This is a genomic window from Brevundimonas vesicularis (assembly GCF_044807075.1).
GTDB classification, from domain to species: Bacteria; Pseudomonadota; Alphaproteobacteria; order Caulobacterales; family Caulobacteraceae; genus Brevundimonas; species Brevundimonas vesicularis_G.
In genome coordinates this window covers 2,002,165-2,016,412 of sequence record NZ_CP085234.1, presented here as the reverse complement: position 1 = coordinate 2,016,412, position 14,248 = coordinate 2,002,165, and the positions used below count along the sequence as shown (strand labels likewise).

The following is a 14,248-nucleotide window of genomic DNA, read 5'->3' as shown; positions in this document are numbered from 1 at the left end:
AAAAATGACAATCACCCATCACACGTTCCGCGACAACCCCGAAGGCGACACGGGATTGTTGCAGTGCGTGAATGGATCAGTGTCGACGGGGATCAAGGCGAATGTCTGACATGGGTATCATGCAGGATTTACGCCAGTCCGCGGTGAATGGACGTGCCATCGTCGCCTTCGATTTCGACGGCACACTGACGATTCGGGACAGCTTCACCGACTTTCTTCGTTGGCGGGTCGGTCCGGGCGCCTGGGCGCTCGGGCTGGTCAAGCTGGCCCCCGCGCTGGCCGCCTATGCCAAGGATCGCGACAGGGGCCGGATCAAGGCGGCGTCCGTGCGGGAGTTCTTGCACGGCGTCGACCGTCAGACGCTGGAAGCGGAAGCCGCAGAGTTTGCGGAAGACATCTGGCCGCGCTTCATGCGTCCCGATGCACTTAAAGTCTGGAACGCCTGGGGCGAACGCGGCGCACACCGGGTCATCGTGACGGCATCACCCACCACGACCGTCGCGCCCTTCGCCCGCAAGCTGGGGGCAGAGGCCCTGCTGGGCACCGAGTTCGTCTTCGACGTGGATGACCGAATCACCGGGGACTTCGTCGGCCCCAACTGTCGGGGCGAGGAGAAGGTGCGGCGGCTGAAAGCTGCGTATGGCGACGACATGACGCTGACCGCCGCCTACGGCGACACCTCGGGCGACACCGAGATGCTGGCGATGGCGCAGCAGCAGGGATTCAGGGTCTTTCGCCAGAAACCCTAAGGCTCAGTTCCCGTCGACGTCCAAGTCGAACACCATCGCCTTGCCGCGCGAGGTCGGATCCCAGCCGGCCTCGATCGCCGAGGCGACCGCCGTGCGGACGGCGTCGACATTGACGCGCTGCTTTTCCACATCCGGCCGGCCATTCGGTCGAAGCGGCGGTGGGAACTGCACGATCGCTTCGCGTTTGAAGTCGACGTGCCGAAGAGAGACAGCCATGCCCTCCCAGACATTGCCGCCCTTGGGCTGAGGTTGGCGACGAAGCTCCCAGACGTAGCTTTCGCCATCGACTTCGACCGTGCCGCTTTGATCTCGCGTGAACTGCATAGCGGTTCCGATAGCACAAAATGAAGGGGGCGCGCCGCGACGGGCGCGCCCTTTCGTCATTCGAAGGCTGTCTTAGTTGCCGGGCGTCTTCACGCCATCGGCGTCGGCCTGTTCGCGGCGATCGTAAACGTGGTCAACGATACCCCAGGCCTTGGCTTCCTCGGCCGACATGAAGTGGTCGCGGTCCAGAGTCTTTTCGACTTCCTCATAGGTGCGGCCCGTGTGGTGAACATAGATCTCGTTCAGACGACGCTTGGTGTAGCGAATGTCAGCGGCGTGCAGTTCGATGTCCGACGCCTGCCCCCGGAAACCGCCCGACGGCTGGTGCACCATGACCCGCGCATTCGGCAGGGCGATCCGCTGGCCTGCGGCGCCGGCCGTCAGGATCAGCGAGCCGGCCGAAGCCGCCATGCCCATGACTACGGTCGAAACCGGGCTCTTGATGTATTGCATCGTATCGTAGATCGCGAGCGCCGAGGTCACCTGACCACCGGGGCTGTTGATATACATGCTGATTTCCTTCTTCGGGTTCTCCGATTCAAGGAATAGCAGCTGAGCGCAGATCAGCGACGCCATACCGTCCTCGAACGGTCCCGTCAGGAAGATGATCCGCTCGCGCAGAAGGCGCGAGAAGATGTCGAAGGAGCGCTCACCGCGGCTGGATTGCTCCACCACCATCGGCACCAGGTTCATGTTCATCAGTTCGATCGGATCGCGCATTCGGGCCTTCTCAGGATGCCGTGGGCGCGATTCAGCCGCGCCCTTCGTGACTAGCATATCGCGTTCGACGCGCCTCGACGCAAGGCAGAGGCAGATATCAGATCGATTACAGACCTCCACCCCATCCGCCTCACGGATCAATATGGCCTACTGCGGCGCAGGCTGATCTCCGTCCACGGCGGCATCTTCCAAGCCCTCACGCACGCGCCGTTGCTGGATAAAGGCCCGAGCAACAGCGGCATCCTGTCGATGAGAATCAGCGCGATCAGACGGCGCCGAGTAGAGCGCCGCGAGATAGTCCTTGTCCCAGAGAGTCAGCCCATCGACATTCGCCGGTGAGCGGAAGAGGTTCAACACGGTGGACTGGCCGCTCAAATCCGCAGCCGGATCGATCTGTGCCAAGGAAACCATCGAAACATAATCGGCAAGCACGCCGAAGGGCGCCCCGCCCGTCTTACCCATGTCGACAATGACGATCGTCCACGCCATGTCGTAGCGGACATTCGAACGTATGCGCGAACCGTCACGCACCGTGACCTGACGAGGGTCATCGCCACGCAGGCTAATGGCAAGATCGCCCGTGTCGGTCGTCACGGGCATGACGACATTCCACCAGCGAACCGGCGCGTCGGAATTCTGGAAGTCCGAAAGTGCGTCGCGGCTGAGATTGGTGTGGTTGATCGCAGGCCTGAAGCCGAACCCCACTTCCCTGACCAATTTACGTGCCAGCGCCGCACCGTCATTGGTGGCGAGAATGATGACGTTCGGCTTGCATCCCGGCGCCCCCACATCAGCCCCCGCCTCAAGCGCATTGGCGGCGATACGGTCGATCACATACTGAGCGAACCGGGGCTGCATGTTGCTCATGCTGATGCACACCGGCTGGTTCCAACGCGCCAGACGCGTTCCGCGCGGCGGTTCTCCGACCTCTTCGATAAACGCCCGAGCGGCCTCTTCGATACGGCGCCCTTCAACGATAATCGCATCTAATTCCGTGGGCGCAGGCTGAGCTGGCTGCGCCGCCGTCTGAGGCTCGGCCATCAGCAGCGCGGCAGCGATCAGAGTTGCAGAAAGACTCATCCGACAAAGACTCCAAGCAACCATAGAATGCAAAAAGGGCCTGCGATGCAGGCCCTTTTCTTATCCATATTTCAAAAGCTCGGGAAGTTACGCTTACGTAAGATCCCAAGTCCGATCAGTCTTCCTCGTCTTCCTTCAGCAGCTCTTCCTTGGTGATCGGCTTGTCGGTCACGTCGGCGACGCCCACGATCAGGTCGACGACCTTTTCTTCGTAGATGGGCGCGCGCATCTGGGCGGCGGCATTGGGGTTCTGGCGGTAGAAGTTCAGGACGGCCTGTTCCTGGCCCGGATAGTTGCGGGCTTCCTGCAGGATGGCGGCGTTCAGCTCCTGATCGGTGACCTGGACGTTGTTGGCGCGGCCGATCTCGGCCAGCACCAGGCCCAGACGCACGCGGCGTTCGGCGATCTTGCGGTATTCGGCCTTCAGGTCTTCGTCCGACTTGGCGGCGTCTTCTTCCGGCAGACGACCAGCGGTCTTGTCGGCCTCGACCTGCTGCCAGATTCCGTCGAACTCGGCGCCCACCATCTTCGGCGGCAACGGGAAGTCATGGGCCTCGTCCAGCTGGTCCAGCAGGGCGCGCTTCAGCTTGAATCGGGCCGCGCCGGCGTATTGCTGGTCCAGGTTGGACTTCAGCAGTTCCTTCAGCTTGTCCAGCGATTCCAGACCGATGCGGGTGGCGAAATCGTCGTCGATCTTGGATTCGGCTTCCGCCTTGATGGCCTTCACCTTGATGTCGAAGGTGGCCTTCTTGCCGGCCAGATGGGCGGCTTGATAGTTCTCGGGGAAGGTGACCTCGATGGTCTTCTCCTCGCCGACCTTGGCGCCCGTCAGCTGCTCTTCGAAGCCGGGGATGAAGCGGCCCGAGCCGATCACCAGGTCCGCGTCCTCCGCGGCGCCGCCTTCGAAGGGTTCGCCGTCCAGCTTGCCCAGGAAGTCGATCGTCAGCTGGTCGCCTTCCGCGGCCTTGACCGTCTTGCCCTTCTTGTCTTCGTAGGTCTTGGCCTGACCGGCCAGTTCCGTCAGGGCCTCGTCCAGGTCGGCGTCCGACGCTTCGTAGGTCGGGCGCTCCAGCTTCAGGGTCTTTGGATCGACCGGCTCGAAGTCCGGCATGATTTCCAGCGACATTTCATAGGCCAGGTCTTCCTGACCGGCGATGACCTTGTCCATGTCCGAGGTCAGCTTCATCTCGGCCGGCGCGGCCGGGCGGATCTTGGCTTCGTCGAGCGCCTTCTGGCTGGTTTCGTTCAGCTCGGCGTTGATGATCTCGCCCATGAACTCACGGCCGAAGGTCTTCTTGACGTGGGCGACCGGCACCTTGCCCGGACGGAAGCCCTTCAGCTTCACCTGCGGGGCGACTTCCTTGACGCGGGCTTCGAGCTTTTCGTTCAGCTCCGCGACGGGAATGGTGACCGCGATCACGCGGCTGAGGCCTTCGTTCGACTTTTCGACGACTTGCATGGTCGGGATTCTGACGCTCTGGGGCGCATGAGCCATCGAGACGGCCGGCGCGGAATGGATAAAGCAAGAAGGCCGCCCCGTGTGGAGCGGCGCCTCGAAGCCCGCCCTTATGTCGAGAAGGGCCCGAAAGGTCAACGCGGGCGTAGTCAGAGCCGGTGGTTTCGCGGCCTTTGCGTGGCTATGTTGACCAAATGAGCCAACCCGCCTCCCCCATCGGCGTCTTCGTCACGCCCGTCACCCCGCTTCAACAGAACTGCACGACCGTCTGGTGCACCGCCACCAACAAGGCCGCCGTGATCGATCCTGGCGGTTCGGTCGATGCAGTCCTGGGCGAGGTCACGCGGCGCGGCCTGACGCTGGATCAGATCTGGATCACCCACGGCCATCTAGATCACGCGGGCGGCGCAGCAGAAATGCAGGAAAAGACCGGCGCCCAGATCACCGGCCCTCAGAAGGCCGACCAGTTCTGGATCGACCGAATCGTGGAGAGCGGCCGGATGTACGGCCTGCCCGACTCTCGCCCCTTCACGCCCGACCGCTGGCTGGAGGATGGCGACACGGTATCGTTGGGGGAAACGATCTGGGAGGTGCGTCACTGCCCCGGCCATACGCCCGGGCACGTCATCTTCTTCAATCGCGCGGCGCGATTCGCTCAGGTCGGCGACGTTCTGTTCAAGGGTTCGGTCGGTCGCACCGACTTCCCGATGAGCGATCCGCCCGCACTGATCCGCTCGGTGATCGAAAAGCTCTGGCCGCTGGGCGACGACGTCACCTTTGTGCCGGGCCACGGGCCGATCTCCACCTTTGGTGAAGAGCGACGGACCAATCCGTTCGTGTCTGACGCCGCAATGCGACAGGCCCCGATCCAGCGTGAGCCGTCGGGGCCTGCCTGAGCCTGCTGACCGCGTGACTTATCGGCGCAGGATCATGCCGATGATGACGCCGATGCCCAGTGCGTAGAGCGTGGCCTTCATCGGATTGTCCTGAATGTCTTCTTGCACACGATGCACTCGCCCGGAAATCTTCTCACGCACGAGGCCCGCATCTTCTCTGACGGCCTGACGGATCGACGTGGTCTTGCCAAAGCTGCGGCCCTCGCCTTGGGCAAGAATTGCGTCGGCCTGCCGGTCCAGACGTTGGGTCAGATCATCGTCTTCCAGGACGATGTCGTCGGGTGATGTCGCGCTTATCGGGGTGTTGGTCATGTCGATCTCCATGGTTCGCTGAACAAACCGGCGTTGCGACCCATGGTTCCTTTTTGAACGCGGGCGATCAGGGTGCGTTGGTTGATCGCACAAGGAGCCGCCCATGACCTATATCGAACCCACCCCCACCACGCCGCAACCCGAGATCCAGCCTGAGCCGGCGCAGCAGCCGGAGATACAGCCGTCAGACACCCCCGATGAAGTTCCGCCGATGGAACCGGATGGCGGCGGTGAAGGTGATTCGCGGCCTTACGGGTCTGCGTAAAGTCAAACCCGCGAGCCCTTGAGGATCGCGACAGTAAAACGGAGTTCCCGACGGAACCGTCACGGAGTCACTGGGTTCACTTCAGCAAGCGCAACGGCAGCACTGAAAGGAACACGATGGACAGCCAACCCACCCGACCCTCCGGCGTTTCCAAGCGAGGTTTCGCCTCCATGGATCCCGAACGTCAGCGCGAAATCGCGCGCAAAGGGGGCGCCAGCGTCCCCAGTGAGAAACGCAGCTTCTCCCAAGATCGCAGCCTCGCCGCACAGGCCGGCCGCAAGGGTGGAGAAGCGTCGCACGGAACCAAGAAAGATACCGATGCTGCCAAAGAGCAGTAATTTAGTAGACTAGATACATAAAGGGCGGCGCATCGATCGATGAGCCGCCCTTTTTCTTGTCCGCGATCAGCCGCGCATTCGGGTCAGGCGCGCAGGACCGCCAAGGCCACGCTGGGCGCCGGAGAGGTATCGATGCGGACGACCGTCCAGCCGGAGGCGGCCGCCATGGCTTGGATCGATTTAGGCGTGAACTTGCGCGAGCTTTCGGTGTGGATCGTCTCGCCGGTCATGAAGCGGAATGTCCGCTCTCCGATGTGCGCAGTGGTCGGCGCAATCGCTTGCAGATGCATTTCCATGCGCGAGGCGTCCGGATTCCAAACGGCGCGGTGAACAAAGGCGTCCAAGTCGAAATCGGCATCCAACTCGTGATTGGCGCGGATCAGAACATTGCGATTGAAGGCCGCCGTCACGCCCTGGCTGTCGTCATAGGCGGCGACCAGGATCGCAGGGTCTTTGACCAGATCGACGCCCAGAATGAACAACGCACCCTCGCCCAGCATCCGACGCGCCGCCGCCAAGAATTGCTCGGCCTCATCCGGTTGCAGGTTGCCGATGGTCGAGCCGGGGAAGAAGCCGATCCGTCGCCCCGACGGAAGGTCGCCAGGCAGCGGCGCCAAATGCTCGAAGTCGCCCAGCACAGGCTGCACGCGCAGCTTCGGATAATCAGCGCGGACGCGAATGGCGGCGTCCGTCAAGGCGCTCTCGCTGATATCGAGCGGGACATAGGCGCCGAGATCGGCGGCGGCGTCCAACAGAACCCGCGTCTTTTCACTGGCGCCGGATCCGAACTCGACCAGCACGGCGTCGGGACCGAAGTCGGCCGTCAGCGCCGCCGCCCGATCGCGCAACAGCGCCATTTCCTGCCGGGTCGGATAGTATTCAGGCAGCACGGTGATGTCTTCGAACAGACGTGACCCGTCCGCGTCATAGAACCACTTCGGCGGCACGGCCTTTTGCGCACGCGACAGCCCTTCGATCATATCCTTTCGAAAGGCGGCGGTTTGGGCGTCGTCCGCTGCGGCGTCTCGCGCCACGGTCCGGTCTTCAGCCAGTCTCAAACCCATGAAGGCCCACCTCTGTTGGGGATAGAAGAAGTTGCGATAGGTGATGCGGTCATGGCCCGGAGGCGTGGCGAACGACCCGCCCCGCAGCACCATCTGATTGGCCATGAACTTGCCGTTGTATTCGGCGGCGGTGCCCGGCGTCGGCTGGAAGCCGGGATAGGGCGCATATGAGCTGGAGGTCCACTGCCACGCTTCGCCAGCCAGGTTCGTGAACGCATCAGGGCAGGAGGCGGCGGCATGTTCCCATTCCGCCTCGGACGGCAGCCGCTTGCCGGCCCACCGGGCGTAGGCGTCGGCCTCGTAAAAGCTGATGTGGCGAACCGGCGCGGCAGGATCGACAGAGGTCCGCCCCGTCAGGCCCATCACGGTCCAGTCGCCATCCTCCCGACGCCAGTACAGCGGCGCAGTCCAGCCCTCAGCCTTGACCGTCGCCCAGCCGTCCGACAGCCACAGGTCGGAACGCGAATAGCCGCCATCCTGGATGAAGGCGATCCAGTCGCCGTTCGTTACAAGATCGGCCGCCAGAGCGAACGGCTCCAGCCAGACGCGGTGAGCAGGCCCCTCATTGTCGAAAGCGAAGCCCGATCGGTCGTGGCCGATCGTCACCAGACCGCCGTCGAACGCCACCGTTCCGCCGCGTCTGATCTGAAGCGGCTCGATTCTGGGTTCAATCTCATAAGCGGCGGGGTCGAGCGGAGAGCGCGACATCAGGTTCAGCATATCCATCAGGAAAAGCTCCTGATGCTGCTGGTCGTGGTGCAGCCCCAGCTCGAACAGATAGCGTTGATGGCCGCTGGTCTCGCCCTGCGCCAGCCAAGCGACCATGCGGCGGTCGATCTCTCGCCGATAGGCCAGGACCTCATCGACGGACGGCCGGGTCATCAGCCCGCGCTGGTCCCGCCTGACCCGCTCGCCCAAAGCCTCATAGTAGGAGTTGAACAGCTGCTGAAAACGCGGATCGACGGGCTGGTATCCGGGATCGGACGACAGGATCATCGCCTCGAAAAACCAGCTGGTGTGCGCCAGATGCCATTTCCCGGGGCCGCAATCCGCCATCGACTGAGCCGACAGATCCTCGGCAGAGAGACCTTCAGCCAGATCGGTCATCCGCGCCCGAACGGCCTTGAACCGCGCCACGTCTGACGCAACCCGCGGGTTGGGCTCGGAGCGCGCATTCATGTCAGCTGTCCCGTCCGACACCAGCCCCAGCGCCTTGTCAGTGCCGAACAAACGCGCCAACAAGGCCAAGGTTCCCAAGCACTTGGCGTGCGAAACCGCACATTAGCGCATCGGGCGACCGCCATGTTTGGCGTATTCCAACCGCGCGATGGTGCGATTATGGACCTCGTCAGGGCCGTCGGCGATGCGCAAGGTGCGGACGCCCGCGTAAAGCTCCGCCAAGGGCGTGTCGCCCGAGACGCCGGCGCCGCCGAACGCCTGAATGGCGTCGTCGATGATCTGCAAAGCCATCTTCGGCGCGGCGACCTTGATCTGGGCGATTTCGGAGCGGGCGTTCTTGGCGCCCGCCTGATCCATCATCCAGGCGGCCTTCAGCACCAGCAGGCGGCACATCTCGATGTTGGTGCGCGCCTCCGCGACGCGCTGTTCCCATACGGAATGCTCCGCCAACTGCTTCTTGAACGCCGTCCGGTTCAGCAGCCGCGTCACCATCAGTTCCAGCGCCCGCTCGGCCGCACCTATGGTGCGCATGCAGTGGTGAATACGACCGGGGCCAAGCCGCCCTTGGGCGATCTCGAAGCCCCTGCCCTCGCCCGCGATCAGGTTCTCGACCGGCACGCGGACGTTCTCCAGCACGACCTCGGCGTGGCCGATCGGCTTTTCGTCATAGCCGAACACCGACAGCATCCGCTCGACGCGGAATCCCGGCGTGTCGGCCGGCACGATGATCTGCGACTGCTGGGCGTGGGATGCGGCGTCGGGGTCGGTCTTGCCCATGACGATGGTCACGGCCAGATTCGGATGGCCCATATTGGTCGACCACCATTTGCGCCCATTGATGACATAGTGGTCGCCGTCCCGCTCGATCCGGGTCTGGATGTTGGTGGCGTCGGACGAGGCGACCTCAGGCTCGGTCATCAGGAAGGCCGAACGGATTTCGCCGGCCATCAGGGGCTTCAGCCAGCGCGCCTGCTGCTCGGCGTTTCCGTACATATGGAGCACCTCCATATTGCCGGTGTCGGGGGCGTTGCAGTTGAACACCTCGGCCGACCACAGATGCCGCCCCATCATCTCGGCCAGCGGCGCGTATTCCAGATTCGTCAAACCCGCCCCGTGTTCGCCGGGTAGGAACATGTTCCACAGTCCGGCTTCCTTCGCGGCCGCCTTCACCGTCTCCATGACCGGCGGCTGACGGTTCGAATCCTCGCGCACCTGTGCGAAATATTCGGCTTCGCGCGGGATGACCTGCTCGTCCAGGAAGCGACGGACGCGGGCGTGCCAATCCAGGGCGCGGTCGGAATGTTTGAAGTCCATGTCGTTTCCTCTTTCCCGTTCGCGTCTCTGCCGGACGCTCGATACGAAAACGGCGCGGCCCCTGATCAGGAGCCGCGCCGCCATACTGGTCGTTTAGACCGGCATCAGCGCTTCAGCAGCGGAGCCAGTTTCTGGGCGATCATCATGTCGCCGGCGATCTTCAGCTTGCCCTGCATGAAGGCCATCATCGGGTCCAGCTTGCCTTCCGAGAGGGCCATGAAGTCATCCCACTTCATCGAGACGGTGGCGTCGGCGGGCTTGTCCTCGTTCGTCACCGTGTTCGGCGTCGAGGCGCCGTCGATGAAGATCTTGCCCTCGTCGCCGAGGTCGAGCTTGACGGTCTTGCCGAGGCCGGAGTTGTCGCCGACGGCGCCGCGGATGTGTTCGGTGACTTGTGCGAGATCGGGCATTGGGGGCGTCTCCCTGTTGGACGTTGTGAACTACGGGTTAGCCCGCATCGGCGGGGGCGCCAAGATCACGTCGGGGAAAGGTCTGATCACTTCTCCGGATCGCCGTCGCGGAACCGCCATTTCATCACCAGCACCCCCGACGCCATCACCAGCGCGCAGGCGTTGGCGGCCGTGACAGGCCAGGCCTGCGTCATGACGCCATAGACGACCCACAGCACAAAACAGGTCACCGTCAGGGAGTAGGTCTTCAAGCTGACCGACGACGCGTCGCGCTCCTTCCAGATCTTGACCGCCTGAGGCGCGAAGCTGGTGATCGAGCAGATCGCAGCCGCTGAGCCGACGATATTGGCGATCAGGTCGCTCATGCCGCGATCGTCGACATGACGTTGAGGCTAAATCTGCACATGCCGAACTCTCAGCGGCCGCCCCAAAGGATGTCAGCGTCGGACGCCAGGCGGCGGCCGTCTGGCCTGGGTCACCTGTTCGAAGGCGTAACCCAGCGAAAGGATGCGCGCATCGTCCCACTTCCCGCCGAGGAAGCTGATTCCCACCGGCATTCCCCGATCGAAGCCCATCGGCACGGTCAGGTGCGGATAGCCGGCGACGGCGGCCAGCTGGCTGGCCGATCCCTGCATGTCGTCGTCGTCCTTGGGATCGTTGGTCCAGGCGCGCGACGTGGTGGGCGCGATCAGGGCGATGACGCCATTCTCACCCATCAGTCGATCGATGCCCTCCGGCCCCGCCAGTCTGAGCGAGTTTGCGCGCGCCTACAGATAGTCGGCGTCGGTCAAATCGCCCATCGCCTGGGCGCGCTCGAAGATGTCTTGACCGAACAGCACCGTCTCGCGCGGATCGGCGGCGTTGAAGGCGATGACGTCGGCCAGGTTGCGGGTGCGGACCTGCTGCGGGTCGGTCGAGGCCAGATAGGTGTTCAGATCGTGCTTCAGCTCATAGAGCAGCACCTTGAACTCGGCCGCGCCTATGACCCGGCCATCCGGTCCCTCAGGCAAATCGACCAGCACGGCGCCGGCATCGCGCAAGGCCTTCAGGTTCTGCTCGAACACCGCCTGGGCTTCGGGCGAATAGCCTTTCAGGAACCGCATCACCCCGATCCGCGCGCCGCGCAGCGCATTGACGCCCAGCCCGGCGGCGTAGTCGACCTTGCGCGCATCGGCCTCGACCGTCGCCGGATCGGCCGGATCGGACCCGGCGATGACCGTCAGCACCCTGGCCGCATCCCTGACGGTCGTCGCCATCGGCCCGGCGGTGTCCTGCGAATGGCTGATCGGCACGATGTGGGTGCGCGAGACCAGGCCCACGGTCGGTTTGAACCCGACCACGCCGTTGACCGACGCCGGGCAGGTGATCGACCCGTCCGTCTCCGTTCCAATGGCGACGGGCGTCAGCCCCAGCGCCACCGCCGCCCCGCTGCCGGACGACGATCCACAAGGCGTGCGCGCGGGATCATAGGGGTTCAGCGTCTGGCCGCCGACGGCGCTCCAGCCGCTGATCGAATCCGACGAGCGGATATTGGCCCACTCCGACAGGTTGGTCTTGCCGACGATCACGGCCCCGGCGGCGCGCAGTCGCCCGACCAGCGGCGCGTCCCGTCCCTTTGCATTGTTCGCCAGCGCCAACGATCCGGCGGTGGTCGGCATGTCCGCCGTCTCGATATTGTCCTTCAGCAGGATCGGCATGCCGGAAATCGCCGACACGCCCCGGCTGGGTGATGTCGCGGTCCAGACCAGCACCGAATGGGCGCTGTCATTGGCCCGCCCCGCCGCGACCACGGCGGATGCAGTTGGATAAGCGCCCTGCCCGGTCGCACAGCCCGCAAGGGCCAGCGCGACCGCAGCCGCCAGACTCAGTCGGCCTTGGGTTCGGCCCGCTTGCCGATCGTGCGGTCCAGGAAGTCGAGATAGGTGCGCCATTGTTGCAGTTGCCTCGGCTCGCCGCGGACGCCGTGCCGCTGGCCGGGATAGAGCATCATCTCGAACGGCACGCTCTTGGCCTGCAAGGCGTCGATAACGCGCGTCGCATTGCCGAAGATGACGTTGTCGTCGGCCATGCCGTGCAGCAGCAGCAGACGCCCCGTCATGTCATCCAGCCGCGGCAGGACGTCGGTGGCGGCATAGCCCACCGGATTGGCCTGGGGCGTGGACATATACCGTTCGGTATAGTGGGTGTCGTACAGGCTCCATTCCGTCGGCGCCGCGCCCGCCAGGGCCGAGGCCAGGCCGGCGTCCTTGTCCGTAAGGGTCAGCAGGCTGAGGAAGCCCCCGAAGCTCCAGCCCATAACCGCGATATGGTCGGCATCGACGTAAGGCAGGGTCTTCAGCCATTGCGCGGCCTGGGCCTGATCCTCGACGGCCGGAATGCCCAGACGGCGATAGATGCTGGTCTCGAACGCCTGCGACCGGTCGCCTTCGCCGCGATTGTCCACGCGGAAGACGATGTAGCCCGCCTCGGTCAGCAGTTGGTTGGTCAGCGGCTGCCAGCTCTTCTGCACGCCTGCCCCGGTGCCGGGGCCGCCATAGACCTGCATCACGACCGGATACTTCTTGGACGGATCGAAGTCGGGGGGCGTGGTCATGCGCCAGACCAAAATCTGGCCGTGGCTCTGCATCGTGCCGAACTCGGGCGTGCGCAGGCGCGAGACGTAGGGGGCGAACGGATGGCTGGCGTCGAGCTTGTTCTCTTCGATCCAGCGCACGCGCGTGCCGTCGATGCGATAAAGCGCCGACTGCGTCGGGGTCGCCGGATCGGAATAGTTGCCAACATAGGCGGTCGCCGGCCCGTTCACCGATACCGTCCACCAGCCGCCACCCGGCGTCACCGCGACCGGATCGACCGTGCGGTTCAGATTGGCGCGGAACATCTGCTGCTCGATCGGCAGCTCCTTGCCGTCGCGCATCGAGGCGGTGAAGTAGACATCGCCGGTCTGTTCGTTGACGCCGTCCAGATGTTTGACCGGATAGTCGCCGCGCGTTATGGCCCGCAGCCGTCGCCCGTTGCGGTCGTACAGATACAGGTGTCGCCAGCCCGAATCCTCATTGGACCAGATGAATCGGCCGTCCGACAGGACGCGGAAATCGTCGTTCAGATCGACCCAGGCCTGCGCCTTCTGGCTCAGGATCACCCGTGATGCGCCGGTCGTCGGATCGACGCTCAGCAGGTCCAAAGTCTTCTGGTCGCGCGACTGCCGCTGGACATAAAGGGTCTTGCCGTCGCCGGACCAGTTCACCCGCGCCAGATAGATGTCGGTGTTGGACCCCAGGTCCACCTTGACCCGTCCCCCGCCCTGCAGGTCGCGCACATACAGTTCGACCACCGCATTGGGCCGCCCCGCGCGAGGATAGCGCTGCTCCACCATCGTCGCGCCGCCGCCGGTAATCTCGAAGCGCGGCACGATATCGACCGGGCTTTCGTCCACACGCGTCATGGCGATGTAGCGCTCGTCGGAACTCCACCAGTATCCGGTGTCACGATCCATCTCCTCCTGGGCGATGAACTCGGCCGTGGCCCAGGTGATCAAGCCCGCGCCGTCATCGGTGATCGGCGTCTCCTTGCCGCTCGCCAAATCATAGACGACCAGATTCTGATCGCGGACATAGGAGACATAGCTGCCCTTCGGCGACACCTTGGCGTCGATCTCGTCAGCCGGCGTCTCGGTCAGGCGGCGCACCTTGCCGTCCGCCCGGTTCGCCAGGAAGATGTCGCCTTCCAGCGGCGCCAGGATGTAGCGGCCCTGCTGGTCCCACGAATATTCGACCACGCCGCGCGCGCTGATCCGCATCCGCTCGCGCCGGGCTTTCTCGGCCTCCGACAGTTCGCCGGCGTCGGGAACCAGCGCCCGTGCGTCGATCAGCTTGTAGGGCTCGCCCGGCCCCGTCGGCGCGGCCCACAGGTCCTGCACATCCACATTGTCCTCGCGCGAGCGCAGGAAGGCGACCAACTGGCCGTCAGGCGACAGGCTGACCCCCTTGGCCACCGGCCCGTTCAGGCTGGGGCTGGAAAACACCCGCTCGGGCGTCAGGATGTTGGAGGGCGTCTCCTGCGCAAGCGCCGAACTGGCGGACAGGAGGATGGTCGAGGCGAGAAGAAGGGTGCGCATGGGTCGGGACGCTAGCCGCGCTTCTGC

Annotated in this window: 14 protein-coding genes and 1 pseudogene; 4 read left to right on the top strand and 11 right to left on the bottom strand. The window is 64.2% G+C overall.

The genetic code is table 11. The features are described from left to right. The first annotated feature begins 101 nt into the window (after positions 1–101). Positions 102–749 carry an HAD-IB family hydrolase gene (locus tag LG306_RS10050; RefSeq protein WP_404414120.1) on the top strand — a complete coding sequence of 216 codons (648 nt, stop codon included), beginning with the start codon at positions 102–104 and terminating at the stop codon, positions 747–749. Positions 750–752: 3 nt separating this feature from the next. On the opposite strand, the gene LG306_RS10045 is transcribed toward LG306_RS10050, so the two are convergent. From LG306_RS10045 to tig, 4 genes are all read right to left on the bottom strand, one after another. Further along, entirely contained in the window at positions 753–1,073 is a 321-nt protein-coding gene (locus LG306_RS10045) for a hypothetical protein (RefSeq protein ID WP_404414118.1), read from the bottom strand. 72 nt (positions 1,074–1,145) lie between these two features. Next, on the bottom strand, positions 1,146–1,793 hold the full coding sequence (locus tag LG306_RS10040; protein WP_017506180.1) for an ATP-dependent Clp protease proteolytic subunit: 648 nt from the start codon (positions 1,791–1,793) through the stop codon (positions 1,146–1,148). Between the two features lie 147 nt (positions 1,794–1,940). Next, positions 1,941–2,873: a hypothetical protein gene (locus LG306_RS10035; protein ID WP_404414116.1), complete on the bottom strand. Its 933-nt coding sequence runs from the start codon at positions 2,871–2,873 to the stop codon at positions 1,941–1,943. A 115-nt stretch (positions 2,874–2,988) separates the two neighbouring features. Then, on the bottom strand, positions 2,989–4,332 hold the full coding sequence (gene tig / locus LG306_RS10030) for a trigger factor (RefSeq protein ID WP_404414114.1): 1,344 nt from the start codon (positions 4,330–4,332) through the stop codon (positions 2,989–2,991). A 191-nt stretch (positions 4,333–4,523) separates the two neighbouring features. Here tig and LG306_RS10025 point away from each other — a divergent pair, with 191 nt between their 5' ends. After that, complete coding sequence (locus tag LG306_RS10025; RefSeq protein WP_404414112.1) at positions 4,524–5,225, top strand: MBL fold metallo-hydrolase; 702 nt, start codon at positions 4,524–4,526, stop codon at positions 5,223–5,225. An 18-nt stretch (positions 5,226–5,243) separates the two neighbouring features. On the opposite strand, the gene LG306_RS10020 is transcribed toward LG306_RS10025, so the two are convergent. Next, positions 5,244–5,537, bottom strand: coding sequence for a hypothetical protein (locus LG306_RS10020; RefSeq protein WP_404414110.1), 294 nt, complete (start codon positions 5,535–5,537; stop codon positions 5,244–5,246). A 103-nt stretch (positions 5,538–5,640) separates the two neighbouring features. Here LG306_RS10020 and LG306_RS10015 point away from each other — a divergent pair, with 103 nt between their 5' ends. Together LG306_RS10015 and LG306_RS10010 are read left to right on the top strand one after the other, a co-directional pair. After that, positions 5,641–5,802: a hypothetical protein gene (locus LG306_RS10015; RefSeq protein WP_404414108.1), complete on the top strand. Its 162-nt coding sequence runs from the start codon at positions 5,641–5,643 to the stop codon at positions 5,800–5,802. Between the two features lie 116 nt (positions 5,803–5,918). Then, positions 5,919–6,140, top strand: a complete 222-nt coding sequence (locus tag LG306_RS10010) for a general stress protein (RefSeq protein ID WP_404414106.1) — start codon at positions 5,919–5,921, stop codon at positions 6,138–6,140. Positions 6,141–6,223: 83 nt separating this feature from the next. On the opposite strand, the gene egtB is transcribed toward LG306_RS10010, so the two are convergent. The 6 genes and pseudogenes from egtB to LG306_RS09980 form a co-directional block, all read right to left on the bottom strand. Further along, the gene (gene egtB / locus LG306_RS10005) at positions 6,224–8,383 is read right to left on the bottom strand and encodes an ergothioneine biosynthesis protein EgtB (protein ID WP_404419697.1); all 2,160 of its coding nucleotides are present in this window, start codon (positions 8,381–8,383) and stop codon (positions 6,224–6,226) included. 102 nt (positions 8,384–8,485) lie between these two features. Beyond that, a complete protein-coding gene (locus LG306_RS10000) occupies positions 8,486–9,697 on the bottom strand; it encodes an acyl-CoA dehydrogenase family protein (protein ID WP_404414104.1) in 1,212 nt (403 codons plus the stop codon). A gap of 104 nt (positions 9,698–9,801) precedes the next feature. Continuing rightward, a complete protein-coding gene (locus LG306_RS09995) occupies positions 9,802–10,107 on the bottom strand; it encodes an SCP2 sterol-binding domain-containing protein (RefSeq protein WP_039243606.1) in 306 nt (101 codons plus the stop codon). Between the two features lie 86 nt (positions 10,108–10,193). Continuing rightward, positions 10,194–10,472 carry a SemiSWEET family sugar transporter gene (locus tag LG306_RS09990; RefSeq protein WP_404414102.1) on the bottom strand — a complete coding sequence of 93 codons (279 nt, stop codon included), beginning with the start codon at positions 10,470–10,472 and terminating at the stop codon, positions 10,194–10,196. Positions 10,473–10,544: 72 nt separating this feature from the next. Further along, positions 10,545–12,038: pseudogene (locus tag LG306_RS09985) on the bottom strand (amidase). Then, positions 11,972–14,221, bottom strand: a complete 2,250-nt coding sequence (locus LG306_RS09980) for a DPP IV N-terminal domain-containing protein (RefSeq protein WP_404414100.1) — start codon at positions 14,219–14,221, stop codon at positions 11,972–11,974. The pseudogene LG306_RS09985 and the gene LG306_RS09980 overlap by 67 nt, the downstream one beginning before the upstream one ends. Positions 14,222–14,248: the final 27 nt, after the last annotated feature.